Origin of the sequence: Agrobacterium sp. V1 (assembly GCF_030518355.1) — a bacterium.
Taxonomy (GTDB): Bacteria; Pseudomonadota; Alphaproteobacteria; order Rhizobiales; family Rhizobiaceae; genus Agrobacterium; species Agrobacterium cucumeris.
Window position 1 is genome coordinate 729,981 of record NZ_JAULSF010000001.1, and the last position, 24,613, is coordinate 754,593.

Here is a 24,613-nt window from a genome sequence, read left to right on the forward strand (position 1 = left end):
TGCTCTTGAAATAAGCTGCCATCGTAACTGTCCGGATGCTCCACGCGGGAAGCCGCGCGTGGAGCCTTATCGGCATCCCCCATGAATCATTGTCTCATCCGGCCGTTTCAAGCCGCTGAAAAGACTCTTATTTCCCGGCAAATCGATCGTTGGCGCGGATCAGCTGGTCGAGAATGCCGGGCTCACTCATCGCGTGTCCCGCCGCCTCGATAATGTGGAAATCCGCCTTCGGCCAGGCCTTGGCCAGCTGCCACGCATATTTCAGCGGGCAGGGCATGTCGTAACGCCCATGCACGATGACGCCGGGAATATCCCTGAGCTTGCCGGCATCGCGCAGCAGTTGCCGTTCTTCCAGCCAGCCGGCATTGACGAAGAAGTGGTTCTCGATGCGCGCAAAAGCGATGGCATATTTATCCTCGCCGAAATCCTCGACGCGGTCAGGATCGGTAACGAGCGCGATGGTCGCGCCTTCCCACTGGCTCCATGCCTTGGCGCATTCAAGCTTCTTTGCCTCGTCAGTGCCGGTGAGATAGCGATTATAGGCCTGCATCATCTCACCACGCTCGGCTTGCGGGATGGGCGCGATGAATTTTTCCCACTGGTCCGGATACATTTCCGAAACGCCGAACTGGTAGTACCAGTCCAGTTCCGGCCGGGTGACGGTGTAGATACCGCGCAGGACGAGTTCGCTGACGCGGTTCGGATGGGTCTCAGCATAAGCGAGTGCCAGCGTCGAACCCCAGGAACCGCCGAAAACCAGCCATTTTTCAAAGCCGCAAAGCTCGCGCAGCCTTTCAATGTCGGCGACCAGATGCCAGGTGGTGTTGGCCTCCAGTTCCGCATGCGGTGTGGAACGGCCGCAGCCGCGCTGATCAAACAGGATGACGTCGTAAAGTGCAGGATCGAAAACGCGGCGATGCGTGGGGTTCACGCCGCCGCCGGGGCCGCCATGCAGGAAAACCGCCGGCTTCGCGCCGCGTGTGCCCACTCGTTCCCAATAGATCACGTGCCCATCGCCGACATCGAGCATGCCGGTCTCGAAAGGTTCGATCTCGGGGTAAAAGCCGCGCAATTCTTCGGTCATGGATTAATGTCCTCTGATGGCCATTTGGCCGTGTCGTGGTCCGGATGCTGCCGGCTGTTCACCGGCGCGGGCGCGTCATCCGTTGCAGGTTCCGGCTCGACCGGCAAGCCGTCAAGCTCGGAAAACCAGTGCATCTTGCTGGCAAGATTGGACTGCGCCTCCGGTTTTATCCGCTCTGGCTCATCCAGCGAACCAAGGGTGATATTGATGAAATCGGCGCCCGTAACGTCGTAAAAAAGCGGCGTGCCGCAGCGGCCGCAAAAACCGCGGCGCACATGGTCGGAAGACTGGAACCATGATGCTTCGCCGCGGGTCATCTCAAACTGCGAAAGGGTACTTGCCGCAAGCGGCATGAAATAATTGCCCGACGCCTTCTGGCACATGCGGCAATGGCACAGATGCGGATAACGCAACCCGCCCTTGACCCGATAACGCACTGCGCCGCACTGGCATCCGCCACTGAAGGCCGTCAGCTCGCCCATCAGCGGCCTTCTTCCGGCGGCCAGACCTGCGTGTCGTGATCCGGGTGCTGATAGGAGTTGATTTCCGCCTCGTCCACGCCCTGTTCCACGGCCGGTTTGGAAAACAGCTGCTCGATCCACGGCATGCGCTTGTGAAAATTGACCTGCACCTGCGGCTCGATCCGCTCCGGGTGATCGAAAGCGCCGATGGCGATCTCCACACCTCCCGGATAATGATAGGTCAGCGGCGTGCCGCATTTGTTGCAGAAACCGCGATGGATCTTGGTCGAGGAGCGGAAGAGGGCAGGCTGACCGCGTGTCCAGACCAGATGCGCCTGATCGGCGCTGACCAGCGCGCCGAAGAAATTGCCGAAATGTTTCTGGCACATGCGGCAATGGCAGATGGAGGCCCGGCCAAGCTTGCCGGCGTGAAAACGCACGGCGCCGCACTGGCAACCACCGGAAAAGCCCGCTTCATTCATTTTCCGCTCTCCGGTGGCCAGCTTTCAGTGTCGTGGTCGGGGTGCTGATAGGAGACGAGGTTGGTGAGATAATCCACCGAGGTCAGGTCGTCTTCCGTGGGAACGGCAGGCAGCGTGTGGATGCTGTCGACGAAATCGATCTTGCGCTCCACGCCCCACTGAATGGTCGGCGGCAGCGCCGCGGGATCGTCGAATGCCCCTGCTGCCACCGCCACGCCATCCGGCGCTTCATAAGTCAGCGGCGTGCCGCATTCCGGGCAGAAACCGCGCTTGACGACACTGGAAGATTGAAACCGTTTCGGCTCACCGCGCGTCCATTCGAATTCGACGCCGCGCACGGAGACCAGCGGCGCATAATAAGCCCCGAAAGCCTTCTGGCACATGCGGCAATGACAGACGGAGCTGTCTTTCAGATCGCCGGTCGCGCGAAAACGGATCGCGCCGCACTGGCATCCGCCGGTATGGGTGGTCATGCTTGGTTCTCCTTTACCGTTCGGATAATGTGGAGACAGACATTATCGATGTCTTTGAGGATATCATCGTTCCAGAAACGGAGGACGGTCCAGCCGTCTTTTTCAAGCCGCACGGTTCTTTCACGATCGTAGTTTAACGCTGCCTCAGATGTATGTTGAGAGCCATCGAGCTCGATAATAAGTCGATGATCCGAACAGGCGAAATCGACGATAAAACCGGCAATCGGCATTTGCCTGCGAAAACTCAATCCTTCAAGGCGATGGGCGCGAATAGCGTTCCAGAGCTTCAGCTCGGCATCCGTCATTACTTTCCGCATCTGCTTCGCATATTTGCGATGCATCGGGTCTACATCTGCATGCGGCATGCTCTGGTTCGCCGTTTAGTGCCTCGCCTTAGATTGGTTGAGGGAACTTAAAATCGCAAGCGGATTGTGGTGAGCGAGGATACCCCCCTCTGCCCTGCCGGGCATCTCCCCCACAAGGAGGGAGATCGGTATGACGCGCCTGCGTCGCTCCATTTCGACCGAAGAGAAATGCGGGGCCTAACCACGAGTCGATCTCCCCACCTGTGGGGGAGATGCCCGGCAGGGCAGAGGGGGTAAGCCGCGAATCGCAGCCCTACCGCTTCAACTCCCACGTCGTGGTCCGCTCGCCCGTTTCCTTGTCCTTGCCATCCTTCAACTGAATGCCCTTCTCCGAAAGCTCGTCGCGAACACGATCTGCCTCCGCAAAGTTCTTCGCCTTCAGCATCTCGAGCCGCAATTGCACCAGCGCATCGACAGCCGAAACGATGGCCTCATCCATTTCCGCCTTTTTCGGCAAGACACCGAGCAGTGCAGCGCTGGCGGCAAAGGCCGGCAGCCTGGAAGGGTCCAGATTGGCGGCGTGGGCCAGCGCGTGCAGCGCCTGGACGGCGGCAACCGTGTTCAGATCGTCCGCAAGCGCCTCAAGCACGGTTTCATCCGGTGCCGCATCGGAGGCATCGGCCGCGGGCCACTTGGCAAGCAGACGTTCGGCCTCTTCAAGACGCTTCACCGAAAAATCGATCGGTTCGCGGTAATGCGTCATCAGCATGGCAAGGCGAAGAACCTCGCCCGGCCATTGCCGGCCGCCGAATTTCTCCGTGTGCAGCAATTCGTAGATGGTCACGAAGTTGCCCTCGGACTTCGACATCTTGCGGCCTTCCACCTGCACGAAGCCGTTATGCATCCACACATTGGCCATGACATGCGTGCCGTGGGCGCAGCGCGATTGCGCGATTTCGTTCTCATGATGCGGGAAGATGAGATCGAGCCCGCCGCCGTGAATGTCGAACACCTCGCCGAGATAACGACCGGCCATGGCCGAGCATTCAATGTGCCAGCCGGGACGGCCACGGCCCCAGGGGCTTTCCCAGCCCGGTTCGTTATGCGAGGACAGTTTCCACAGCACGAAATCGCCCGGGGTCTTCTTGTGGGCTTCCACCGCCACGCGTGCGCCCGCCTGCTGCTCGTCCAGAGGCCGCTTCGAAAGCTGGCCGTAATCGGCCATCGAGCGGGTGTCGAACAGCACCTCGCCGCCCGCCGTATAGGCATGGCCGCGGGCGATCAGTTTTTCGATGAGATCGATCATCTCGGCGATATAATCGGTGGCGCGCGGTTCGACGGTCGGCGGAAGGCAGCCGAGCATGGCCACATCGTCGTGGAACTGGTCGGCGGTCTTTTTCGTCACCGCATGGATGGCGTCGTTGAGCGGCAGATGCGGATAATCGCGCAGCGCCCGCGCATTGATCTTGTCATCGAGATCGGTGATGTTGCGGGCATAGGTCACGTGGGTCTCGCCATAGACGTGACGCAGCAGCCGGTAGAGAACATCGAACACGATGACCGGGCGCGCATTGCCGATATGGGCAAAATCATAGACCGTCGGGCCGCAGACATACATGCGCACATTATCAGCGTCGATTGGCGCAAATTCCGCCTTTTCGCGTGTCAGGGTATTGTGGAGTTTGAGGCGCAAGGACATGCGGGTGTTCCCTAAAGGCAGTCAATTGTCCTGACCGGACCGTTTGTCTGTTGGACCTTGCGGGGAGACGAAAACGATCTGGCCGGCGGCGAACCAGCAAAATTTATTCAGCAGCAGGTGCAGATCGTTGTTTTCATGTCTTGCCTTATGGCGCGGCGGTGCCGTGCGGTCAAGAGCATCCGTGGTGACCGCATCGGCTGCCGAGGCATGAAACAGTCACTTCGGCTGGCGGTAGTCCACGAACTTCCTGTCACGCACGACAAAGAGCTTGCCGGTTTCGGTAAGCTCCGGCGAGGCAAGCGGAAGAATGGCGGCGGCGACCTCTGAGGGATGCGGCACGGTGGCCGGGTCCTCGCCGGGCATGGCCTGGGCCCGCATGGCGGTGCGTGTGGCGCCGGGATTGATGCTGTTGATGCGCAGCGCGCTTTTTTCGGTCTCTGCCGCCCAGGTGCGGGCAAGTGCTTCCACCGCAGCCTTGGAGGTGGAATAGACACCCCAGAAGGGGCGACAGCTATGGGCGGCACCCGAAGACAGGATCAGCGCGCGGCCGGCATCCGATCTCAGCAGCAGCGGCTCAACCGAGCGGATCAGCCGCCATGTGGCGGTGACATTGATGGTCATCACCCGCTCGAAAACCTTGGCCTCGATATGGCCGACCGGCGAGATGACGCCGAGGACGCCGGCATTGGCGACCAGAATATCAAGCTTGCCCCAGCGCTCGAAGATATTGGCGCCCAGCGCATCGATGGCGTTCATGTCGGAAAGATCGAAGGGAACCAGCGTCGCAGTGCCGCCAACGGCCTTGATGGCGTCGTCCAGTTCCTCAAGGCCGCCGACCGTGCGGGCGCAGGCGATGACATGCGCGCCGGCCTTGGCCAGTTCCAGTGCCGTGAAATAACCGATACCGCGCGAAGCGCCGGTGACGAGCGCGATCCGGCCCTTGAGATTGATGGTCATGTTGCCCCTCCGAAATGATTGCGCCTCCTTTTACGAAGCCACAGCGGCCGGCTGCAAGCGATTAAATCGTCGCATGGGACGGCCTGAACAAAAGGCAAGAAAAAAGCGGCCCCCGGAAGCCGGCGGCCGCTTGTTCATTCGGGCTATCAGCCGTTGCTGGCCAGCATGGAAATCTTGCTGCCCATCGCCTCGCCGTTCTGGTCGAGAAGGCGGGTCGGATAGTCGCCGGTAAAATAATGATCCGTGAACTGCGGCCGCGCATGGTTGCGGTTCTCGCCGCCGACGGCGCGGTAAAGCCCGTCGATCGACAGGAAAGCCAGCGAATCGGCACCGATGAACTTCGCCATCGCCTCGACATCGGCATATTGGTTGGCGAGCAGCTTGTCGGCGTCAGGTGTGTCGATGCCGTAGAAATCCGGATGGAAAATCATTGGGCTCGCAACGCGGATATGAACTTCCTTGGCGCCGGCTTCGCGGATCATCTGAACGATCTTGACCGAAGTGGTGCCGCGCACGATGGAATCATCCACCAGCACCACGCGCTTGCCTTCGATCATCGCCCGGTTGGCGGAATGCTTGAGCTTGACGCCGAAAGCACGGATCTGCTGCGTCGGCTCGATGAAGGTGCGGCCGACGTAGTGGTTGCGGATGATGCCGTATTCGAAGGGAATGCCGCTTTCCTGCGCAAAACCGAGTGCTGCCGGCGTGCCGCCATCGGGAACCGGGACAACGACGTCGGCTTCCAGCGGCGCTTCCTTGGCAAGGTTCATGCCCATGTTCTTGCGTGTCGTATAGACGTTGCGGCCGCCGACGACGGAATCGGGGCGGGCGAAATAGACATATTCGAACAGGCAGAGACGCTCCGGCTGCGGCTTTGAAGGCTTGCGCGCATCGATGGTGATCGAACCATCGGGCTGGATTTCGCAGATGATGACTTCACCGTTTTCAACGTCGCGCACGAATTTCGCGCCGATGATATCGAGAGCGCAGGTTTCGGAGCAGAAGATCGGCTTGCCATCAAGCTCGCCCATGACCAGCGGGCGGATGCCGATCGGGTCACGCGCGGCGATCAGCTTGGTTCGCGTCATCGCCAGCATCGAATAACCGCCTTCCATCTGCCTGATAGCGTCGATGAAACGATCGGCCGTGGAGGAGTGGCGCGAGCGGGCGATGAGGTGGAGAACGACTTCGGTATCCGATGTCGACTGGCAGATGGCGCCGGTGGCGATGATCTGGCGGCGCAGCGTCAGGCCGTTGGTGAAGTTGCCGTTATGGGCAATGGAAATACCGCCTTCTTCCAGCTCGGCAAACAGCGGCTGCACGTTGCGCATCGCCACTTCGCCGGTGGTGGAATAACGGGTGTGACCAATGGCGATGGAGCCGGGCAGGCGGGCAAGCGTTGCGGGATCGGTATAATGATCGCCGACGAGGCCCATATGGCGTTCCTGATGGAAACGCTTGCCGTCGAAGGAGACGATACCAGCCGCTTCCTGGCCGCGATGCTGAAGCGCATGCAGGCCGAGCGCGGTCAGCGCCGAGGCGTCGGCATGGCCGAGAATGCCGAAAACGCCGCACTCTTCATGCAGCGTATCGCCGTCGATCTCTTCCTTGAAAGTGGCCCCAGGGAACGGGGAATGCGAAAGCGGCTCAATCATCCGGCTTGCCCTTGCTCTCTACCGAGAAAAAAGAAAGACCTCTCCGGTGAGCGTGTCTCCCGGTTGGCCTGTCTGTGTCGTGCTTGATATTTAGCACAAATAGCGCGCCTTGCATGCATTGCAAGGCGCACCCTCGTGTCAATTATTCGTTGCTGGCGGATTTGTTGCCGGCACATCTTCCGCAGGGGCCTGCGCGGCCGTCGGTTCCTGCGGTTTTCCAAGGATACGGGCGCGAATCTGCGGCTCGATATCGTCAGGCAGAACCGCCTCCAGCTTGCCCACCAGCCCATCGAGGAAGGGCTTGGACTTGGCCTGCGTCACCCACTCCGGCTGCGTCTTCACATCCACCAGCCAGTTCCAGAAGGCGACCGCGACGACCAAAAGCAGAATGCCGCGCGCCGCGCCGAACAGGAAACCGAGCGTGCGATCCAGCGCGCCGATGCGGCTGTCGATGATGAAATCGGCAATGCGCGAGGTGATGAAGGAGATGACGATCAGCGAGACGAGGAAGACCACGCCAGCCGAACCGGCGATGGCGATCTTGTCGTCATCGGTATAGTTGCGCGCATAGGGCAGCAGAACCGGATAGAGATAATAGGCGGCGGCGACCGAACCGGCCCAGCTCGCGATCGACAGAATCTCACGGGAAAAGCCGCGCACCATCGCAAGAACGGCGGAGAAAAGAACAACGGCGATGACGATGCCGTCGAAAATTGTAATGGGCATATACCAACTCCGGAGGTGCGACGCCTTGTCAGACGCTGCCTTGCCAATTTTGCGATCCTCTTACACCACTGTTTCCCTTGGCGAAAGGATCAATATTCGTCGTCCTCAACCTGTTTGAACCGGTTGCCGGAGCCGGCGATGCGCGCCACGAGGTCCGGAAGGCTTTCAATTTCCGTCCAGCGACCTTTGCCCGCTTTCGGCAATTCAGCTGAACCAGACGGCAGAAGTGCGGCGGAAAAACCAAGTTTTTCGGCTTCTTTCAATCGCTGCACCGTGTGTGCCACCGGACGTACCGCACCCGACAGACTGATTTCGCCGAAATAGACGCAATCGGCGGGCAGGGCAAGACCGGCAAGCGAGGAAACCAGCGCCGAGGCAATCGCCATATCCGCCGCCGGTTCGGAAATCCGGTATCCGCCAGCCACGTTCAAATAAACGTCATGCTGACCGAGCTTCACGCCGCAATGGGCCTCCAGCACGGCAAGGATCATGGCAAGCCGCGAACTGTCCCAGCCGACCACGGCGCGGCGTGGCGTGCCCAGCGAGGTGGCGGCGACCAGCGCCTGCACTTCGACGAGTACGGGGCGGGTGCCTTCGATGCCGGCAAAAACCGCTGCACCGGGCGATTTTTCGTTGCGCTCCCCCAGAAACAGTTCGGAGGGATTGGAGACTTCCCTGAGGCCGCGATCGGACATTTCAAAAACGCCGATTTCATCCGTCGGTCCGAAGCGGTTCTTGACGGTGCGCAAAATACGGTAGTGGTGGCCGCGGTCACCCTCGAAATAGAGTACGGCATCGACCATGTGCTCGACCACGCGCGGACCGGCGATCTGGCCTTCCTTGGTCACATGGCCGACAAGCACCATGGTCGCGCCCGTCTGCTTGGCAAACCGGATCATCGCCTGCACGCCGGTGCGCACCTGCGTCACCGTGCCGGGCGCGGAATCGGCCGTGTCGCTCCAAAGTGTCTGTATGGAATCGATGATGATGAGATCGGGCCGTTTGCCCTCGGAAACCGTCGCCAGAATATCCTCGACATTGGTTTCAGCAGCCAGCAGCACATCGGTTTCCGCCGCTTCCAGACGCTGGGCGCGCAGGCGCACCTGCGCCACCGCCTCTTCGCCCGAGACATAGATGACGCGGTGACCGCGCCGCGACAGGGCCGCCGCTGCCTGCATCAGCAGCGTCGATTTGCCGATACCAGGATCGCCGCCGATCAGGACCGCCGAACCGCGCACGAAACCGCCGCCGGTCGCCCGGTCCAGTTCGCTGATGCCGGTCGGAATGCGCGGCGCTTCCTCGATCTCGCCGGAAAGCGAGGTCAGCGTGACAGGCCTGCCCTTCTTCGGCACCTTGCCCGGCCCGGAGCCGATGCCGCCCATCGGATCCTCTTCGACGATGGTATTCCACTCGCCGCAGCCTTCGCATTTTCCCGCCCAGCGGGTGTGAACCGTGCCGCAGTTCTGGCACACGAATTGGGTCTTGGCTTTGGCCATCTTATGTCAGTTTTCTTCTTGTTTGAAATCTTTGGCGGAAATGTCCTGATGGCCATGCAGCACGCGCAGAACGGTAAGCTCATTCTCGTCGACACGAAAGAAAATGACGCGCTCACGATAAGCGATGCTGCGAAGCCCGGCTCCATATCCGCTTCTTGAGACACCGGATAAGCCCAGTGCCGCTATCGATTCGATTTTATTGAAGATATCGAGGACGAGGCGATCGGCAGCAAGGGGATTTTCAGTCTCGATATAGGCGTGGTCTTCGGCAAGGTCGCGCCTTGCGCGCGTGGTCAAGGTTGGAGTCCGGATTTTAATGGCCGGTCCCCGTTTTTAGCTGCGCGGAAACTCTTTTGATATCGCTCAGAAACTCGTCCTGTGAGACATAACGGTGAACCCGGCCCGCCTCGGCGTCGTCGATGCCCTCCTGGATCAGCAACTGAAGCGCGGCTCTTTTACCTTCCTCACTGCTTAACAATTGCAGGCCCGCATGAATGACGGCGTCCGCGTCGCTGTAAATACCAGCCGCCACCTGCTCCTCGATGAACTTCTCGTCCTGCTCGCTCAAATGGATTTCGGGCATTTCGATCTCCTTTTGTTCTCTTTTAGCACAGGTCACGTCGGCTTTCCAAGAGCTAAAGGCAGCTCTCAGTCGTCGGCCATCAGATATTGCCGTTCGTAGCGCAGGCCAAGCCCTGTCAGCATCTCGTAGCCGATGGTGCCAGCCGCCCGTGCGGTCTCGTCGACGGGCACGTTCGGGCCGAAAAGCTCGATATAGTCGCCGCTGCGAATGGCGTTAACAGGCACATCCGTGACGTCGAAAATGGTGAGGTCCATTGTCACGCGGCCGGCAACGGGCACCTTGTAGCCATTCACAACGCCATAAGCGCCGCCATGGCCCATTTCGCGCAGCGGAATGCCGGAGCCGGACAGCGAACGCTGATAGCCATCCGCATAACCGACGGAAGCAATGGCAAGCCGGCTTGCGCGCTTGAGCAGGAAGCTGCCACCATAGCTGACGGTCTGGCCTTCACCCGCCTCGCGTATCTGGATGATCCGCGCTTCGGCTTTGGCGACGGGCCGCATGGGGTTGGCGACATTGTTGACCGCCTCGCCGCCATAAAGGGCGATGCCGGGGCGGGTGAGGTCGAAATGATAATCTGAGCCGAGGAAAATTCCGGCGGATGCCGAAAGGCTTGATTCGATACCTTCGAAAGCAGCGCTAACCTTCCGGAATGATTCGAGCTGAACCCTGTTCATCGGCGAGGATGGCGTGTCGGCGCAGGCGAGATGCGACAGAACCAGAACCGGGTCGAAACTCGCCGGTCGCGTCACGTCGTCGGCAAGGAACAGCGCGTCGTCGAGCGGCAGCCCGAGGCGATTGAAACCGGTGTCCACATGCAGCGCGCAGGGGTGGTCGCCCCGCTCGGTAACTGTCGCCATCCAGAAGGACAGCTGTTCCTCGGAGGCCAGCACCGGCACCAGATCATTGTCGAAGACCTGCCGTTCCTGGCCCTGCCAGATGCCTGACAGAACGAAGATGCGCGCTTCCGGGGCGTAGGAGCGCAACGTCGCGCCCTCGGCCACCGTCGCCACGAAGAAATCCCGCGCACCGGCATGATAGAGCGTCGCGCCGCAATCCTCGATACCGAGACCATAGGCATCGGCCTTGACGACAGCTGCTGTCCGCGCTTTGCCGGACCGCTTCTTCATGTCCCGCCAATTGTCGGCCAGCGCGCCGAGATCGACGGTCAGCCTCAGCGGCGCGTGTTCGAATGCGTCGGTTTCGTTTTCAGAAAATGTATCTTCGAAGTCGTCTGTCATGCCATGCGTCCGGTTGATTTTGGAACCGGCCAGACCCTAGCACTTTTGTTCAAGACGGTAAGGATCGAATGCTTTAAACTCGGCTCATGCACAATGTTTCGCAGGAACAGGCCATAGATGTCATGCCGATTGCCGCGGCGGAAACGACGCGTTTCTGGCGTGACCGGCGTTTCGGCGGCATGGAATGTCTGAGTGCGACGTTTCTCACCCATGAATATTCGCCGCACGCGCATGACACTTTCTCGATCGGCGCGATCGAAAGCGGCTCGCAAATCTCCACCATTCAGGGCACCACCGAACAGACGGGGCCGGGGCATCTTTATCTCATCAACCCGGATGAGATTCACTATGGTGCGCCGGGCGGCGGCGGTTATCGTTATCGGATGATCTATCCCGACAGCTTGCTGCTGCGTGACGTCATCGAGGATGTCACGGGCAGAGCCTTTCACGGCACGCCATCTTTCCCAAGGTTTCTGCCGCGCGACCCGCAGATGGCCGCAGCCTTCCAGATGGCGCACCGGCGGCTGGAGGCGAAATCCGGCGCTCTGGAAGCGGATGAGGGTATGTTTTCGGTTCTTGCAGCTCTCTTCGGCAGGCACGGCAGCGCCATTATTCTGCCCGTCGAAACCCGCGAAAAAACGGCGGTCTATACCGCCCGCGACTATCTTTCCGATAATTACGAAACCGATATCGGTCTTGAGGAGCTGGCGTCCATCGCCGGTCTCAGCCGTGCTCACATCATCCGGGCTTTCCGGAAGGAGTTTCACATTACCCCGCATGCCTATCTGACGGATGTGCGAATCCGGCAGGCGCGTCGCCTTTTGCGCGCCGGTGAGATGCCGGCCGAGGTGGCGGCACTGTGCGGTTTTGCCGATCAGGCGCATTTCACCCGGCATTTCAAGGCACGCACCGGCGTCACGCCGGGGCAATTCCGGACGGCTTGATCCGCTGCCCTGTTTTCCTGCCCGATGTCACTTTCATTCAAGACCGGATGACTTTCCAGGCGTAATCGCAGTCTTCTGAAAGGGAGGATGGGATGTCCGCATCGGAAAAACGTGCCGAATTTACCGCCGGGTTGAGGGCCGCTGCCCCGCTGCTGGTTGCCATGGTGCCGATTGGCGTCGTGTTCGGCGCGGTCGCCATCGCCAAGGGCCTGTCGCCGCTCGAAGCATCGCTGATGTCGCTGCTGGTCTTTGCCGGCGGCTCGCAATTCGTCGCCATGGATCTCTGGACCCATCCGGCAAGCTGGAGCGCACTCGGTTTTGCCGCGTTGCTGGTCAATCTGCGCCATGTGCTGATGAGCGCTTCGATCGCAGGCAAGCTCGATGATTTTACCGGCTGGCGAAAATATGCGGCCATGCTGGTGCTGACGGATGAATCCTGGGCGCTGTCGGAGTTTCGGGCGATGACTGCAAATTTGACCGCGGCTTTTTTTATCGGCGCGGCGCTGCCGATCTATCTCCTCTGGAATCTAAGCACACTTGCAGGCGCGCTGCTTGGCGCGGTCATGGGCGACATGTCGATCCTCGGTCTGGATTTCGCTTTCCCGGCCGTCTTCATCGTGCTGCTCATGGGCTTCTGGAAGGGCAGGGAGACAGGCTTCGTGTTGCTGGCAAGCGCAGCTGCTGCCTGTCTCACCCATGCGCTGGTTCCGGGCGCCTGGTATATTGCAGCCGGTGCCCTGGCGGGGCTTGCCGTCGCCGCCTTCAGTCACGAAGAACAGGCGGAGCAGCCGGCATGACGCTTGATGCAAATACCCTGCTGACGATCCTTGCCATGATGGCGGCAACAGTCGCCACCCGGCTAGGCGGCCTGCTGCTGGTCAGTCATTTCACCCTGACGCCGCGCCTGAAGAAGGCGCTCGGTGTGGTGCCGCCCGCCGTTCTGATGGCCGTTGTCACACCGACGGCGCTTGCGAGCGGGCTGGCAGAAACCATCGCCTGCGCGGTAACGGCGATTGCGGCGCTGCGCCTCAGCCTGCTGCCGGCAGCCACGCTCGGCGTCGTCACCGTGGCGCTGCTGCGCGGAATCGGATTGTAAGAAAATCCTGCCAAGACCCTGAAAAGACTCCATCCGTTCCCATACTGAAATGGGGGAGGTTGTGAGGGCGAAGACCGTTTCGCCCTCGCCATCCGGTTCGGATCAATGCTCTTCGTACTGGCTGAAGGACGGGTCGGCCAGATCGGCAAAGCGGGTGAACTCGGACTGGAAGGCGAGCTTCACCGTGCCGGTCGGTCCGTGACGCTGCTTGGCGATGATGACATCCGCCGTACCCTTCACCCGGTCGAAATGGTTTTCCCATTCGGCATATTTCGGGTCGGCCGGGTCGCGTGGTTCCATGTTCTTGACGTAATATTCCTCACGGAACACGAACAGCACCACGTCGGCGTCCTGCTCGATGGAGCCCGATTCACGCAGATCCGAAAGCTGCGGGCGCTTGTCTTCGCGGCTTTCCACCGCACGGGAGAGCTGTGACAGCGCGATGATGGGAACGTTGAGTTCCTTGCCAAGTGCCTTGAGGCCCGTGGTGATCTGGGTGATTTCCTGCACGCGGTTTTCGCCGCCCTTGCCGCCGCCGGTCATCAGCTGAATATAGTCCACGACCAGAACATCGAGGCCGCGCTGGCGCTTCAGACGGCGCGCACGGGCGGAAAGCTGGGCGATGGAGATACCACCGGTCTGGTCGATGTAAAGCGGCACCTTCTGCATCATCTGGGAGCAGGCGACGAGCTTTTCGAAATCCGCTTCGGTGATGTCACCACGACGGATTTTCGAGGATGACACTTCGGTCTGCTCGGAAATGATACGGGTGGCCAGCTGTTCGGACGACATTTCGAGCGAATAAAAGCCGACGACGCCGCCGTTTTTCGCCTTGAACGAGCCATCAGGCTGCACTTCCTGATCGTAGGACGCCGCAATGTTATAGGCGATGTTGGTGGCCAGCGAGGTCTTGCCCATACCCGGACGACCCGCAAGCACGATAAGGTCGGAGCGCTGCAGGCCGCCCATGCGGGCGTCGAGCGAGTGAATGCCGGTGGAAATGCCGGAGAGATTGCCGTCACGCTCGAAAGCGGCGCCGGCCATGTCGATTGCCAGCGCCACCGCATCGTTGAATGACTGGAAGCCGCCGTCGTAACGCCCGGTTTCCGCCAGCTCGAACAGGCGGCGCTCGGTGTCTTCGATCTGCGCCTGCGGCGGCATGTCCAGCGGCGCGTCGAATGCGATGTTGACGACATCCTCGCCGATCTGGATCAGCGCGCGGCGCAAAGCTAGGTCGTAGATCGCCCGGCCGTAATCCTCGGCATTGATGATCGATACGGCTTCTGCGGCCAGGCGCGCAAGATATTGCGCCACCGTCAGGTCGCCGATCTTGTCGTCGGCGGGCAGGAAGGTCTTGATCGTCACCGGATTGGCGGTCTTGCCCATGCGGATGATATCGCCCGCCACCTCGAAAATCTTGCGATGCAGGGCTTCGTAAAGATGCACGGGCTTCAGGAAATCCGACACACGGTAATAGGCGTCGTTATTGACGAGGATGGCGCCCAGCAGCGCCTGCTCAGCCTCGATATTGTTCGGCGCTTCGCGGTAATGCGGTTCTGCGGGGGTGATCTTTCTCACAGCGTCGTTCATGGTTTGCGCGATCTCCCTTGCCTTGTCCTTAAACCTTGGGTTTGGCTTCCTGGGGCATGGCAGTCAATGATATTGTTGCAACACTATACGGCAGGCTGACGTCCGCTCTGTAAAGCTGGATCACATCTTCAGTTGTCCCCAGCAATCCACAGGCGGGTGGGGACGGGGTGCCGGAATTTTCCGGCAACGTGATTCGCTGCCATGAGTTTACCGCATGGCAGACCCGGCATGAAAGAAACTTGAAAATCGTCAGGCTTACGAATAAGTAGGTAGTAAATAAGTAGTGTGCTAATTATAAGGCTTGCTGACATGTCCCGCGAGACCGACAAGGAACAGCTTCTCGATGAAGTCTCCGCTTTCACCCGCAAACTGCGCGCGTTTTTTGATGCGCGGGTAGGGGAAAGCGGCCTGACGCTGGCGCGTGCCCGTGCGCTTTTTGCCCTGTCGCGACGCGGCCCGCTGACGCAGACCGAGCTTGCAGAAGAAATGGAAATCGAAACTCCGACGCTGGTGCGGGTTCTCGATGGCATGGAAAAACAGAACCTCATCGAACGTCGCTCCGATGAAAACGACCGCCGCGCCAAGCGCATCCATATGACGGAAGAGGGCGAGAAGACCTCCGGCACGGTGCAGGCGGTGGCAAAGACGCTGCGCTCGGAAATCGCCGCCGATATTTCCTCTGAGGATCTGGCCATGGCGCTGGATGTGATGCGCCGTCTTTCGGCCAATCTGCAAAACCTTGCGGCGGGGAGGGTGCAATCGTGAGCACCGTGTTGCCGCAGACCACGGACGAGGCTGCCTCTGAAAAGGATGTGGCTGTTGCCAGGCCAGAGGAAGCCGTGGCTGCCTCCCAAACAGTGAGCGATGCCGATGGTGGCGAGATCGCGCCGGAACCTGCTGTTCCCGCTGCACCGCAGCCGATTGAGCGGCCGGTGTGGCTGCGGCTGTGTTTCATCTTTGCGGGCCTGTCGTTCTTCATAACCCAGGGTCTGGGCATGAACCTCGTCATGGCCAATATCTACCAGTTACAGGGCGAATTTTCCGCCACGGTGGCTGAGGTGGCATGGCTTTCCGCTGCCTATATGGCGCCCTATGCTACCTTCTCCATCGCGCTCTTCAAGATCAGGGCGCAATATGGCCTGCGGCCCTTTGCCGAACTCTCGATCATCGCCTTCGTGGTTGCCTCCTGTCTCAACCTCTTCGTGACGGACCTGCATTCGGCAACCGTGATCCGCTTCGTCAGCGGCATGGCCGCCGCGCCGATCTCGTCACTCGGATTCCTTTATATTCTCGAGGCCTTTCCGCCGGCGCGAAAATTCTCGCTCGGTTTCAGCATCGCGTTGACCGGTACGTTGCTGTCGGCACCCATCGCGCGCATCGTTTCGCCCTCCCTGCTGGAAATCGGCGGCTGGAATGCGCTCTATTCCATGGAGGTGGGTTTTGCGCTGATCTCCTTCGCCATGATCTATGTGCTGAAAGTCACGCCGCCGCCGCGCGCCAAAGTCATCGAGCGCGTGGATATTCTGAGCTATCTGCTGTTTGCCGGCGGTCTCGGCTGTCTGGCGGTCATGCTGACGCTCGGCCGGTTCTACTGGTGGTTCGAAACCTGGTGGCTGGGCGTGCTTCTGGCGACGTCGATCGCGCTTCTGACGCTCATGGCCTTCATCGAATTGCCGCGCAAGAACCCGCTGCTCGACCTGCGCTGGATTTTCTCGAAAACCAACCTGCATATCATCGCTGTCCTGCTGGTTTACCGCGCGGTTTCCTCCGAGCAATCTTCAACGGCAGTCGGCTTTTACCAGCAGCTTGGCCTGCTGAACGAACAGACGACAACGCTTTATGCACTGGTGCTGCTGGCGACTGTGCTTGGCGGCGCGGCCTGCGCCTTTCTGATGCTGACGAAATATGTCGATACGGCCCATGTGATCGCGCTGACGCTGATTGCCGCCGGCTCGTTCATGGACAGCCAGTCCACCAATCTGACGCGGCCGGGTGAAATGTATCTCAGCCAGATGATGATCGCCTTTGGTGCCGCCATGTTCCTGCCGCCCGTCATGTCCAAGGGTTTTGCCGCAGCACTTGCCAGAGGCGCTCCATATCTGGTGAATTTCATCGCCATATTTCTGTTCACCCAGATCACGGGTTCGATGCTGATGACCGGGCTGCTCGGCAGTTTCGTGACGCTGCGCGAAAAATTCCATTCCAATGTTCTGGTGGAAAATATCCTGCTCACCAACCCCATGGTCTCCCAGCGCGTATCCCAGCTTTCCGGTGCTTACAGCCATGTCATCACCGATCCGGCGCTGCTGAAGGCGGAGGGGCTGTCGCTTCTGGGACAGCAGGTCAGCAGGGAGGCCTATGTGCTCGCCTATAATGACACGTTCCTGCTGATATCAGTTGTTTCGGCGCTGGCACTGGCTGCGCTTTTGCTCCACCTTGCCTGGATACGCATCCGTCCATTCCTTCTCCGGGATAATGTCGATGCCGCACCGGCACCACAGTCTTGAACCTTCCAAGAGTGACAAAATGCTGAAGAAGTTTTTTACCCCCGTTTCCATTCTCGTTCTGCTCGGCGGTCTCGCCGGCATAGCACTCGTGCTTTACGCTTGGCGGCTGCCGCCGTTTCTCTCCACCGTCGAAATGACCGACAACGCCTTCGTGCGCGGTTACGTCACGACCATGAGCCCGCAGGTCAGCGGTTATGTCGTGGATGTGCCGGTCAAGGACTACCAAGAGGTCAAGCAGGGTACGTTGCTGGCAAAGATCGATGACCGCATCTACCGCCAGAAACAGGCGCAGGCGGCTGCATCGCTCGATACGCAAAAGGCAGCGCTCGATAATTCCCGCCAGCAGGAAAACGCTGCCAATGCCAATATTCTCTCCAGTCAGGCGGCAGTCGATAGCGCCGAGGCTTCGCTGAAACAGGCGCAGCTCGCGTCCGACCGGCAGGATAATCTCATCAAAAGCGGCGTCGGAACCTCCAGCCTGCAGGAAGAGGCGCATGCCGCGCTTGAAAAGGCCCGGGCCTCCCTGTCGCAGGCGAAAGCCGCGCTCGAAGTGTCGCGTCAGGACTTGCAGACCATCATCGTCAATCGCAGTTCGCTGCAGGCGGCGGTCGCCAATGCCGAAGCCGCTGTCGAACTCACCAGGATCGATCTCGACAATACCGAAATCCATGCGCCGGTGGACGGCAGGCTGGGTGAGGTCGGCGTGCGCACCGGCCAATATGTCACGGCCGGAACACAGTTGATGGCTGTCGTGCCGCATGATGTCTGGGTCATCGCCAACTTCAAGGAAACCCAGCTTGCCGGCATGCAGGTCGGCCAGCCGGTAACGATCTCGGTCGATGCGCTGCATCGCCGCAAGCTCAACGGCCGTGTCGAGCGGTTCTCGCCGGCCACCGGATCGGAATTCGCCGTCATCAAGCCGGACAATGCGACCGGCAATTTCGTGAAGATCGCCCAGCGCCTTGGCGTTCGCATCGCGATTGATGCGGATCAGCCGCTGGCGGCGGATCTGTCGCCGGGCATGTCGGTGGTGGTGCATGTGGATAAGAGCGCGGCGGTTGAGGGGGCGGAGACGGCGGCGAGGTAGTCGGTTGAGGTTGGAGGGTGCGGTTCACCCCCCTCTGCCCTGCCGGGCATCTCCCCCACAAGGGTGGAGATCGACAAGCGGCTACCGCTCGATCACCTAACGTTGCGAATGTAGCGATGCAATATCGCCTTGCCGATCTCCCTCCTTGTGGGGGAGATGCCCGGCAGGGCAGAGGGGGGTAGGCCTCTCCGCATACTCAACGCAAACAAAAAACCCCGGATGCTTCCATCCGGGGTTTTCCTATGGCCGTTAAGCCAGATCTTATTCGTCGTCGCCGTTGCCGTCAGCTTCCGGATCGAAGAAGTCTTCCGGACGCAGTGCGTCTTCGTCAACGCCGTAGATGGCGTCGGCGGAGGTGAGGCTTTCGCCCTTGGACTGGCGTTCGGCTTCTTCGGCGGAACGGGCAACGTTCAGTTCGACCTGAAGCTCGACTTCGGCGTGCAGGTGCAGGGTAACGTTGTGCAGGCCGATGGTCTTGATCGGCGTGTTCAGTTCAACCTGGTTGCGGCCGATGTTGAAGCCTTCTGCGCCGAGGATTTCGACGACGTCGCGGGCAGCAACAGAACCGTACAGCTGACCGGTTTCGCCAGCCGAACGGACGACGATGAAGGACTTGCCTTCGAGTGCTTCGGCAACCTTCTGGGCTTCCGACTTGCGCTCGAGGTTACGGGCTTCAAGCGTTGCGCGCTCGGTTTCGAAACGGGTCTTGTTGGCGGCGTTGGCGCGCAGCGCCTTGCCCTGCGGCAGCAGGAAGTTACGTGCGTAACCGTCGCGAACCTTGACGGTTTCGCCCATCTGGCCGAGCTTGTTGATGCGTTCGAGAAGAATAACGTCCATCTTCTTGATCCTTTCTAGTTGTTGGTTTCGTTCGAATTGTCGGTTTTCCGTGCAGGCGTCAGCGAGATCGTGCTTCGCACGTCGCTCAAGCCGAGCACGAGAATGATGAACAGCGGAAAGACAAAGACCGCCGAGAGATAAGCGAGGATGAGAACCGGCAGACGCCAGTCCTTTCCGCGCGCTTTTTTATGCAGCGAGGCATAACCTGCCATCAGGAAGCCCGCGCCGAAGGTGCCGCAGATGACCGCGCCAACCATGGCAGCGACGCCCCCGAAGAACATGGCGACGATGCCGCCGAGAAAGATGAAGATCGCGTTGCGGTGCATGCGCAGCGCCGAAGCGATATCCTCACGCGGGCGAAGACCCTTGCCGAAGGAACCGACCAGCCGGCTTGCAAAATAATAGGCCGCAAACAGCAGGATGACCCACAGGCCGCCCTGAACGATCGGCAGCATCAGCACCAGCAGCGATTTCGTCTGGGCCAGCGCCTCGGCATTGGGCTCGAACAGGGGTTCGCGGTTCTGCACCGAGGTCATCATGATATCGACCATGCGGGCAACGAGATCAGGGCCGTAGCCGATCATCCAGCCGAGAATGATGACGGCGATGCAGACCAGAATGCACAGATGCAGGACGATGCCGGACAGCGGATACCAGGCGAGCAGGTCATCCGGACCGCCGAGTTCGGAGGCCGGGCGCGCCAGATTGGCAAGATGCGACAGCCAGCCCGCCGGAATCAGCGTAAAAATGGCGATGGTCAGCGCGAAAAGCGGCGACATGACCAGCGCGCCGATGATGGCCGTGGTGATGATCGCGACGATGGCGGCGCGATTGCCCCAGCCCATCCCGGCGATGAAGATCGGCATGGCCGACCCGGCATAAAGCAGGAAGGAAAAGGACGACTGTGCCGTTGCGCCAAGCGTCAAAAACGCGGCGCATATGCCGGCGAGAACGCCGGAGATCAGCACTGTCTGGTTCAACTTTTGCACTTCGCTGTCCTGCTGAAACTTGAGCAGTTAGAGGATCGCTCCGAGAGCCTTATCCCCAACATGGGTTTTTAGAGTATCGATCCGCGCCCAACGCGGAAGGATTATAATTTTCGACCCGCTGATTAAGAGTCAGCTGATCGAGAAAAACGAGGCTGCACCAAAGCGCAGCCTCGCTTCAATTCATTACGCTACGACGTATGGCAGCAGGCCGAGGAAACGGGCGCGCTTGATCGCCTGGGCGAGTTCGCGCTGCTTCTTCTGGGAAACGGCCGTGATGCGGGAAGGAACGATCTTGCCGCGCTCAGAGATGTAGCGCTGCAGCAGACGAACGTCCTTGTAGTCGATCTTCGGAGCGTTGGCGCCGGAGAAGGGGCACGTCTTGCGACGGCGGTGGAACGGGCGGCGTGCCTGGGAAGAGGATGTATCAGCCATTGGTCAATTCTCCTTATGCACGGTCTTCGCGCGGACGGCGCGGACGGTCTTCGCGGTCGCCGAAGCCACCTTCGCGCGGTGCGCGGGGGCCACGATCTTCACGCGGGCCACGGTCCGGACGGTCGCCGTCACGGCGCGGACGGTCGTCGCGATCGCGCTTCTGCATCATCGCGGACGGGCCTTCTTCGTGGGCTTCGACGGCGATGGTCATGTAGCGAAGAACGTCTTCGTTGATGCGCATCTGGCGCTCGACTTCATGAACTGCAGCCGCCGGAGCGTCGATGTCCATGAGAGCGTAGTGAGCCTTGCGGTTCTTCTTGATGCGGTAGGTGAGGGACTTCAGACCCCAGTTCTCGACGCGTCCGACTTTACCGCCGAACGATTCGATAACGCCCTTGTACTGCTCGACAAGTGCGTCGACCTGCTGGGCAGAAATATCCTGCCGGGCAAGGAAGATGTGTTCGTAAAGAGCCATTTAAGCTTTGCCTTTCTTGCGTTTCGTCCTTCACCCGGCAACGGCGCTAAGCCTCAACGACTGCTCTTGGGTGAGGCCGTGAGGCCTTAAAGCAAGAAAAGCGTTGTTCGAGACGGTCGAGAGCGGAGACACGGGAGGCCGGAAAAACCTTATGGTTCCTGCTGTTTCGTTACCGAAACCAGCCCTCCGTTCAGCCACCAGCCAATTGGACCGGGTGTTGTGAACAGCGCGCTTATACCCATTTTTGCCCGGAATGCAAGGACACAGGGTAAAAAAGCGCGCCGTGATGGTGTCAGATCGCCATCGGATACTTGCGATGGATCGCCGCGATCCCATTGAGAACGTCATCCGACAAGGTCACGTCGGCGGCGGCAATATCCACCTTCAGCTGGTCCATTGTTGTTGCGCCGATGATGGCTGCGGCCATGAAGGGGCGGGTGAGGCAGAAGGCGATTGCGAGTTGTGCCGGATCGATCCCATGCTCGGCGGAAAGCTCCAGATAGGCTTTGACCGGCGCTTCCTGATGTGGCTGCAGGCGGCCGCCGAGCTCCCTGTTGATGGTGCCGCGGGATCCCGCCGGGTAGGCGCCGTTCTGGTACTTGCCGGTGAGAAGTCCGGCCGCCAGTGGCGAATAGGCGAGCAGACCGACATCCTCGTGATGGGCGACTTCCGACATGTCCAGATCGAAGCTGCGATAGAGCAGGTTATATTCGTTCTGGATGGTGGCGACGCGTGGCAGGCCGCGAGCCTCGGCGATGTCGATATATTTCTGCGTGCCCCAGGCGCTTTCGTTGGAAAGGCCGATGGCGCGAATTTTGCCGGCTTTCACCAGTTCGCCGAGCGTATCGAGCTTTTCCGTGATTTCAGCGAGCGTGCGCTCCTTGTCCTGACCGGAGGCATCGAAACCCCAGGCGCCACGGAAGTGATAGGTGCCGCGATTCGGCCAGTGAATCTGGTAAAGGTCGATATAATCAGTCTTCAGGCGCTTGAGGCTGGTATCGACTGCCTCGCGGATGGCGGCGGCATCGATATCGCGGCCACCGCGAATGTAATCGCGCCCGGAGCCGGCAACCTTGGTGGCGAGCACGACCTGATCACGCTTGCCGGTCTTTTCGAACCATGTGCCGATATATTCTTCCGTCCGCCCCTGGGTTTCGGCGGAAACGGGGGTGGTGGGGTAAAGCTCGGCCGTATCGAAGAAATTGACGCCATTCTCGATGGCGTAGTCCATCTGCCCATGGGCATCGGCTTCGGTATTCTGCGTGCCCCACGTCATGGTGCCAAGGCAAATTTCGGACACGGAAATACCCGTGCGGCCCAATAGTCTCTGTTTCATGGAAATGTCCCGGTGCTTGGCGAGATGTTTTGAAGGGTGGCATGAAAGTAATGGGGAATTGCCGCAGTGCAAGAAAAAATATGACTAAAAGAAAGGCCGAATAGGGTGGCAAAACCCTGCGGATGCGCCTGCCGCAGGGCGTCAAGTCTTGACACCGCTGGCCGGAATGTGAATGGAAGTCGCTGGAATAAAGGCAAGCCAGACAAGAAGGACCACATCCCATGGGTATTGCATTCACATTTCCCGGTCAGGGAAGCCAGGCCGTCGGCATGGGCAAGGAGCTTGCCGATACCTACGTCGAGGCGCGCGCCGTGTTCGAGGAAGTGGACGAGGCGCTTGGCCAGAAGCTTTCCGATATCATGTGGAACGGCCCGGAAGAGACGCTGACGCTGACGGCAAACGCCCAGCCGGCACTCATGGCCGTGTCCATGGCAGTCATGCGGGTTCTCGAAGCGCGCGGTCTGAAGCTTTCCGACGCTGTCTCCTATGTCGCCGGCCATTCGCTTGGCGAATATTCGGCGCTCTGTGCTGCCGGCACGTTTTCGATTGCCGATACCGCGCGGCTTCTGCGCATCCGCGGCAATGCCATGCAGGCCGCAGTGCCGGTCGGCGAAGGCGCCATGGCAGCGATCATCGGGCTGGAACATGCTGCGGTTTCGGCAATCTGCGAGGAGGCCGGCATTCTCGGCGTCTGCCAGATCGCCAATGATAATGGCGGCGGCCAGCTGGTCATCTCCGGCTCCAAGGCCGCTGTCGAAAAAGCCGCCGCGATCGCTTCCGAAAAAGGCGCCAAGCGCGCCATCATGCTGCCGGTTTCCGCGCCCTTCCACTCGGCGCTGATGGCGCCGGCTGCGGAAGCGATGCGCGAGGCGCTGGCCAAGGTCGAAAAGAAGGCGCCCGTCGTGCCCGTCGTCGCCAATGTGCGCGCCGCGCCGGTTTCCGATGCCGACGAGATCGCCGCCCTGCTGGTCGAGCAGGTGACGGGTCAGGTGCGCTGGCGCGAAACGGTTGAGTGGTTTGCCGCCAACAATGTCACGCAGCTTTACGAGATCGGCTCCGGCAAGGTGCTGACGGGCCTTGCCCGCCGTATCGACAAGACGGTGAACGGCGTTGCCGTCAACGGTGCGGCCGATATCGACCAGCTTCTTGCCACTCTTATCGGCTGAGACGGGCTTCGCCCCGCAACGGCTTTATTTTTGACAATTCCCGACGCAGAACCGCAAAAAGCTCCTGCAGGATTTGCTCTAAAGAAGGAACGGACCATGTTAGATCTGACAGGCCGCAAGGCTCTCGTAACCGGCGCGACCGGTGGCATCGGCGAAGAAATCGCCCGCCTTCTGCACAAACAGGGCGCAACCGTCGGCCTGCATGGCACGCGCGTCGAAAAGCTCGAGGCGCTGGCGGCGGAACTTGGCGATCGCGTCAAGATTTTCCCGGCTAACCTTGCCGACCGCGCCGAGGTCAAGGCTCTCGGCGAAAAGGCCGAAGCCGAGCTGGAAGGCGTCGATATTCTCGTCAACAATGCCGGCATCACCAAGGACGGTCTCTTCGTGCGCATGAGCGACGAGGACTGGGACAACGTCATCGAAGTGAACCTGACCGCGATGTTCCGCCTGACGCGTGAGCTGACGCATCCGATGATGCGCCGCCGTTTCGGCCGCATCATCAACATCACCTCCATCGTCGGTGTCACCGGTAATCCCGGCCAGGCCAATTATTGCGCCTCCAAGGCCGGCATGATCGGTTTTTCGAAGTCGCTGGCACAGGAAATCGCCACCCGCAACGTCACCGTCAACTGCGTGGCTCCGGGCTTCATCGAAAGCGCCATGACCGGCAAGCTGAACGACAAGCAGAAGGACGCCATCATGGGCGCCATCCCCATGAAGCGCATGGGCACCGGCGCTGAAGTCGCCTCCGCCGTTCTTTATCTGGCTTCCAATGAGGCCGCCTACATGACCGGCCAGACCCTGCACGTCAACGGCGGCATGGCGATGATCTGACGCGCTTCCAGCCGTCATGAAAAGGATTGCGGCGCTATTTCAGCACCTTCTTGGGTAGCTCGCGCCGCAAGGCTCCGCCGACCGGTTTCCGGCTAAATTGCCTGTCATACGCTGTGCTTAGCGCGTTTTCAGGCTTTTCGACCGATTGAAACCGTGTT

27 protein-coding genes are annotated in these 24,613 nt (G+C 60.2%); 8 read left to right on the forward strand and 19 right to left on the reverse strand.

The window, feature by feature from the left end:
• Positions 1-127 precede the first annotated feature (127 nt).
• The 13 genes from pip to alr all read right to left on the reverse strand — a co-directional run bounded on the left by pip (position 128) and on the right by alr (position 11,162).
• Positions 128-1,084: a prolyl aminopeptidase gene (gene pip, locus QSV77_RS03585; protein WP_302732546.1), complete on the reverse strand. Its 957-nt coding sequence runs from the start codon at positions 1,082-1,084 to the stop codon at positions 128-130.
• Positions 1,081-1,566 (reverse strand): GFA family protein, encoded by a 486-nt coding sequence (locus QSV77_RS03590; protein ID WP_302732547.1) that lies wholly within the window; start codon positions 1,564-1,566, stop codon positions 1,081-1,083. The genes pip and QSV77_RS03590 overlap by 4 nt, the downstream gene beginning before the upstream one ends.
• Positions 1,566-2,027, reverse strand: a complete 462-nt coding sequence (locus QSV77_RS03595) for a GFA family protein (RefSeq protein ID WP_302732548.1) — start codon at positions 2,025-2,027, stop codon at positions 1,566-1,568. Before QSV77_RS03595 ends, QSV77_RS03590 begins: the two co-directional genes overlap by 1 nt.
• Entirely contained in the window at positions 2,024-2,500 is a 477-nt protein-coding gene (locus QSV77_RS03600; protein ID WP_302732549.1) for a GFA family protein, read from the reverse strand. The genes QSV77_RS03595 and QSV77_RS03600 overlap by 4 nt, the downstream gene beginning before the upstream one ends.
• On the reverse strand, positions 2,497-2,865 hold the full coding sequence (locus QSV77_RS03605; RefSeq protein ID WP_302732550.1) for an endonuclease domain-containing protein: 369 nt from the start codon (positions 2,863-2,865) through the stop codon (positions 2,497-2,499). Before QSV77_RS03605 ends, QSV77_RS03600 begins: the two co-directional genes overlap by 4 nt.
• 253 nt (positions 2,866-3,118) lie before the next feature.
• Positions 3,119-4,504: a cysteine--tRNA ligase gene (gene cysS / locus QSV77_RS03610; RefSeq protein ID WP_302732551.1), complete on the reverse strand. Its 1,386-nt coding sequence runs from the start codon at positions 4,502-4,504 to the stop codon at positions 3,119-3,121.
• A 216-nt stretch (positions 4,505-4,720) separates the two neighbouring features.
• The gene (locus tag QSV77_RS03615; RefSeq protein ID WP_302732552.1) at positions 4,721-5,461 is read right to left on the reverse strand and encodes an SDR family NAD(P)-dependent oxidoreductase; all 741 of its coding nucleotides are present in this window, start codon (positions 5,459-5,461) and stop codon (positions 4,721-4,723) included.
• Positions 5,462-5,607: 146 nt separating this feature from the next.
• A complete protein-coding gene (gene purF / locus QSV77_RS03620) occupies positions 5,608-7,116 on the reverse strand; it encodes an amidophosphoribosyltransferase (RefSeq protein WP_003502024.1) in 1,509 nt (502 codons plus the stop codon).
• 138 nt (positions 7,117-7,254) lie between these two features.
• Positions 7,255-7,842: a CvpA family protein gene (locus tag QSV77_RS03625; RefSeq protein ID WP_046798795.1), complete on the reverse strand. Its 588-nt coding sequence runs from the start codon at positions 7,840-7,842 to the stop codon at positions 7,255-7,257.
• An 89-nt stretch (positions 7,843-7,931) separates the two neighbouring features.
• Positions 7,932-9,338 carry a DNA repair protein RadA gene (gene radA / locus QSV77_RS03630; protein ID WP_142839481.1) on the reverse strand — a complete coding sequence of 469 codons (1,407 nt, stop codon included), beginning with the start codon at positions 9,336-9,338 and terminating at the stop codon, positions 7,932-7,934.
• A gap of 6 nt (positions 9,339-9,344) precedes the next feature.
• A complete protein-coding gene (locus QSV77_RS03635) occupies positions 9,345-9,635 on the reverse strand; it encodes a type II toxin-antitoxin system RelE/ParE family toxin (RefSeq protein WP_142839482.1) in 291 nt (96 codons plus the stop codon).
• 16 nt (positions 9,636-9,651) lie between these two features.
• Positions 9,652-9,921: a type II toxin-antitoxin system ParD family antitoxin gene (locus QSV77_RS03640; protein WP_302732553.1), complete on the reverse strand. Its 270-nt coding sequence runs from the start codon at positions 9,919-9,921 to the stop codon at positions 9,652-9,654.
• Between the two features lie 65 nt (positions 9,922-9,986).
• Positions 9,987-11,162, reverse strand: coding sequence for an alanine racemase (gene alr, locus QSV77_RS03645; RefSeq protein WP_302732554.1), 1,176 nt, complete (start codon positions 11,160-11,162; stop codon positions 9,987-9,989).
• 86 nt (positions 11,163-11,248) lie between these two features.
• On the opposite strand from alr, the gene QSV77_RS03650 reads away from it, so the two are divergent.
• The 3 genes from QSV77_RS03650 (at position 11,249) to QSV77_RS03660 (ending at position 13,202) form a co-directional block, all read left to right on the forward strand.
• A complete protein-coding gene (locus tag QSV77_RS03650; RefSeq protein WP_302732555.1) occupies positions 11,249-12,106 on the forward strand; it encodes an AraC family transcriptional regulator in 858 nt (285 codons plus the stop codon).
• A gap of 92 nt (positions 12,107-12,198) precedes the next feature.
• Complete coding sequence (locus tag QSV77_RS03655) at positions 12,199-12,903, forward strand: AzlC family ABC transporter permease (protein ID WP_142839485.1); 705 nt, start codon at positions 12,199-12,201, stop codon at positions 12,901-12,903.
• On the forward strand, positions 12,900-13,202 hold the full coding sequence (locus tag QSV77_RS03660) for an AzlD family protein (protein ID WP_302732556.1): 303 nt from the start codon (positions 12,900-12,902) through the stop codon (positions 13,200-13,202). Before QSV77_RS03655 ends, QSV77_RS03660 begins: the two co-directional genes overlap by 4 nt.
• Positions 13,203-13,304: 102 nt before the next feature.
• On the opposite strand, the gene QSV77_RS03665 is transcribed toward QSV77_RS03660, so the two are convergent.
• A complete protein-coding gene (locus QSV77_RS03665) occupies positions 13,305-14,792 on the reverse strand; it encodes a replicative DNA helicase (protein ID WP_046798803.1) in 1,488 nt (495 codons plus the stop codon).
• Between the two features lie 309 nt (positions 14,793-15,101).
• On the opposite strand from QSV77_RS03665, the gene QSV77_RS03670 reads away from it, so the two are divergent.
• The 3 genes from QSV77_RS03670 to QSV77_RS03680 are packed head-to-tail and all read left to right on the forward strand — an operon-like array spanning position 15,102 to position 18,386.
• A complete protein-coding gene (locus QSV77_RS03670) occupies positions 15,102-15,557 on the forward strand; it encodes a MarR family winged helix-turn-helix transcriptional regulator (RefSeq protein ID WP_302732557.1) in 456 nt (151 codons plus the stop codon).
• Complete coding sequence (locus tag QSV77_RS03675) at positions 15,554-17,299, forward strand: MFS transporter (protein ID WP_302732558.1); 1,746 nt, start codon at positions 15,554-15,556, stop codon at positions 17,297-17,299. The genes QSV77_RS03670 and QSV77_RS03675 overlap by 4 nt, the downstream gene beginning before the upstream one ends.
• Before the next feature lie 19 nt (positions 17,300-17,318).
• Positions 17,319-18,386 (forward strand): HlyD family secretion protein, encoded by a 1,068-nt coding sequence (locus QSV77_RS03680; protein ID WP_302732559.1) that lies wholly within the window; start codon positions 17,319-17,321, stop codon positions 18,384-18,386.
• 261 nt (positions 18,387-18,647) lie between these two features.
• Here QSV77_RS03680 and rplI read toward each other — a convergent pair whose 3' ends face one another.
• The 5 genes from rplI to QSV77_RS03705 all read right to left on the reverse strand — a co-directional run bounded on the left by rplI (position 18,648) and on the right by QSV77_RS03705 (position 22,455).
• Entirely contained in the window at positions 18,648-19,223 is a 576-nt protein-coding gene (rplI, locus tag QSV77_RS03685; RefSeq protein ID WP_046798806.1) for a 50S ribosomal protein L9, read from the reverse strand.
• A gap of 14 nt (positions 19,224-19,237) precedes the next feature.
• Positions 19,238-20,212 (reverse strand): DUF2232 domain-containing protein, encoded by a 975-nt coding sequence (locus QSV77_RS03690; protein WP_142839489.1) that lies wholly within the window; start codon positions 20,210-20,212, stop codon positions 19,238-19,240.
• A 183-nt stretch (positions 20,213-20,395) separates the two neighbouring features.
• Positions 20,396-20,644 carry a 30S ribosomal protein S18 gene (gene rpsR / locus QSV77_RS03695; protein WP_003496832.1) on the reverse strand — a complete coding sequence of 83 codons (249 nt, stop codon included), beginning with the start codon at positions 20,642-20,644 and terminating at the stop codon, positions 20,396-20,398.
• 13 nt (positions 20,645-20,657) lie between these two features.
• On the reverse strand, positions 20,658-21,119 hold the full coding sequence (rpsF, locus tag QSV77_RS03700; protein WP_003496829.1) for a 30S ribosomal protein S6: 462 nt from the start codon (positions 21,117-21,119) through the stop codon (positions 20,658-20,660).
• A gap of 292 nt (positions 21,120-21,411) precedes the next feature.
• Positions 21,412-22,455 (reverse strand): aldo/keto reductase, encoded by a 1,044-nt coding sequence (locus tag QSV77_RS03705; protein ID WP_174031136.1) that lies wholly within the window; start codon positions 22,453-22,455, stop codon positions 21,412-21,414.
• A 221-nt stretch (positions 22,456-22,676) separates the two neighbouring features.
• Between QSV77_RS03705 and fabD the strand changes: the two genes are divergently transcribed.
• A complete protein-coding gene (fabD, locus tag QSV77_RS03710) occupies positions 22,677-23,621 on the forward strand; it encodes an ACP S-malonyltransferase (protein ID WP_302732560.1) in 945 nt (314 codons plus the stop codon).
• A gap of 96 nt (positions 23,622-23,717) precedes the next feature.
• Positions 23,718-24,455, forward strand: a complete 738-nt coding sequence (gene fabG / locus QSV77_RS03715; protein WP_006314577.1) for a 3-oxoacyl-[acyl-carrier-protein] reductase — start codon at positions 23,718-23,720, stop codon at positions 24,453-24,455.
• Positions 24,456-24,613: the final 158 nt, after the last annotated feature.

What these genes read in the sequence shown, in the direction of transcription:
- pip (WP_302732546.1), bottom strand. Translation starts at nt 1,084, where the DNA reads ATGACCGAAGAATTGCGCGGCTTTTACCCCGAGATCGAACCTTTCGAG.
- QSV77_RS03590 (WP_302732547.1), bottom strand. Translation starts at nt 1,566, where the DNA reads ATGGGCGAGCTGACGGCCTTCAGTGGCGGATGCCAGTGCGGCGCAGTG.
- QSV77_RS03595 (WP_302732548.1), bottom strand. Translation starts at nt 2,027, where the DNA reads ATGAATGAAGCGGGCTTTTCCGGTGGTTGCCAGTGCGGCGCCGTGCGT.
- QSV77_RS03600 (WP_302732549.1), bottom strand. Translation starts at nt 2,500, where the DNA reads ATGACCACCCATACCGGCGGATGCCAGTGCGGCGCGATCCGTTTTCGC.
- QSV77_RS03605 (WP_302732550.1), bottom strand. Translation starts at nt 2,865, where the DNA reads ATGCCGCATGCAGATGTAGACCCGATGCATCGCAAATATGCGAAGCAG.
- cysS (WP_302732551.1), bottom strand. Translation starts at nt 4,504, where the DNA reads ATGTCCTTGCGCCTCAAACTCCACAATACCCTGACACGCGAAAAGGCG.
- QSV77_RS03615 (WP_302732552.1), bottom strand. Translation starts at nt 5,461, where the DNA reads ATGACCATCAATCTCAAGGGCCGGATCGCGCTCGTCACCGGCGCTTCG.
- purF (WP_003502024.1), bottom strand. Translation starts at nt 7,116, where the DNA reads ATGATTGAGCCGCTTTCGCATTCCCCGTTCCCTGGGGCCACTTTCAAG.
- QSV77_RS03625 (WP_046798795.1), bottom strand. Translation starts at nt 7,842, where the DNA reads ATGCCCATTACAATTTTCGACGGCATCGTCATCGCCGTTGTTCTTTTC.
- radA (WP_142839481.1), bottom strand. Translation starts at nt 9,338, where the DNA reads ATGGCCAAAGCCAAGACCCAATTCGTGTGCCAGAACTGCGGCACGGTT.
- QSV77_RS03640 (WP_302732553.1), bottom strand. Translation starts at nt 9,921, where the DNA reads ATGCCCGAAATCCATTTGAGCGAGCAGGACGAGAAGTTCATCGAGGAG.
- alr (WP_302732554.1), bottom strand. Translation starts at nt 11,162, where the DNA reads ATGACAGACGACTTCGAAGATACATTTTCTGAAAACGAAACCGACGCA.
- QSV77_RS03650 (WP_302732555.1), top strand. Translation starts at nt 11,249, where the DNA reads ATGCACAATGTTTCGCAGGAACAGGCCATAGATGTCATGCCGATTGCC.
- QSV77_RS03655 (WP_142839485.1), top strand. Translation starts at nt 12,199, where the DNA reads ATGTCCGCATCGGAAAAACGTGCCGAATTTACCGCCGGGTTGAGGGCC.
- QSV77_RS03660 (WP_302732556.1), top strand. Translation starts at nt 12,900, where the DNA reads ATGACGCTTGATGCAAATACCCTGCTGACGATCCTTGCCATGATGGCG.
- QSV77_RS03665 (WP_046798803.1), bottom strand. Translation starts at nt 14,792, where the DNA reads ATGAACGACGCTGTGAGAAAGATCACCCCCGCAGAACCGCATTACCGC.
- QSV77_RS03670 (WP_302732557.1), top strand. Translation starts at nt 15,102, where the DNA reads ATGTCCCGCGAGACCGACAAGGAACAGCTTCTCGATGAAGTCTCCGCT.
- QSV77_RS03680 (WP_302732559.1), top strand. Translation starts at nt 17,319, where the DNA reads ATGCTGAAGAAGTTTTTTACCCCCGTTTCCATTCTCGTTCTGCTCGGC.
- rplI (WP_046798806.1), bottom strand. Translation starts at nt 19,223, where the DNA reads ATGGACGTTATTCTTCTCGAACGCATCAACAAGCTCGGCCAGATGGGC.
- rpsR (WP_003496832.1), bottom strand. Translation starts at nt 20,644, where the DNA reads ATGGCTGATACATCCTCTTCCCAGGCACGCCGCCCGTTCCACCGCCGT.
- rpsF (WP_003496829.1), bottom strand. Translation starts at nt 21,119, where the DNA reads ATGGCTCTTTACGAACACATCTTCCTTGCCCGGCAGGATATTTCTGCC.
- QSV77_RS03705 (WP_174031136.1), bottom strand. Translation starts at nt 22,455, where the DNA reads ATGAAACAGAGACTATTGGGCCGCACGGGTATTTCCGTGTCCGAAATT.
- fabD (WP_302732560.1), top strand. Translation starts at nt 22,677, where the DNA reads ATGGGTATTGCATTCACATTTCCCGGTCAGGGAAGCCAGGCCGTCGGC.
- fabG (WP_006314577.1), top strand. Translation starts at nt 23,718, where the DNA reads ATGTTAGATCTGACAGGCCGCAAGGCTCTCGTAACCGGCGCGACCGGT.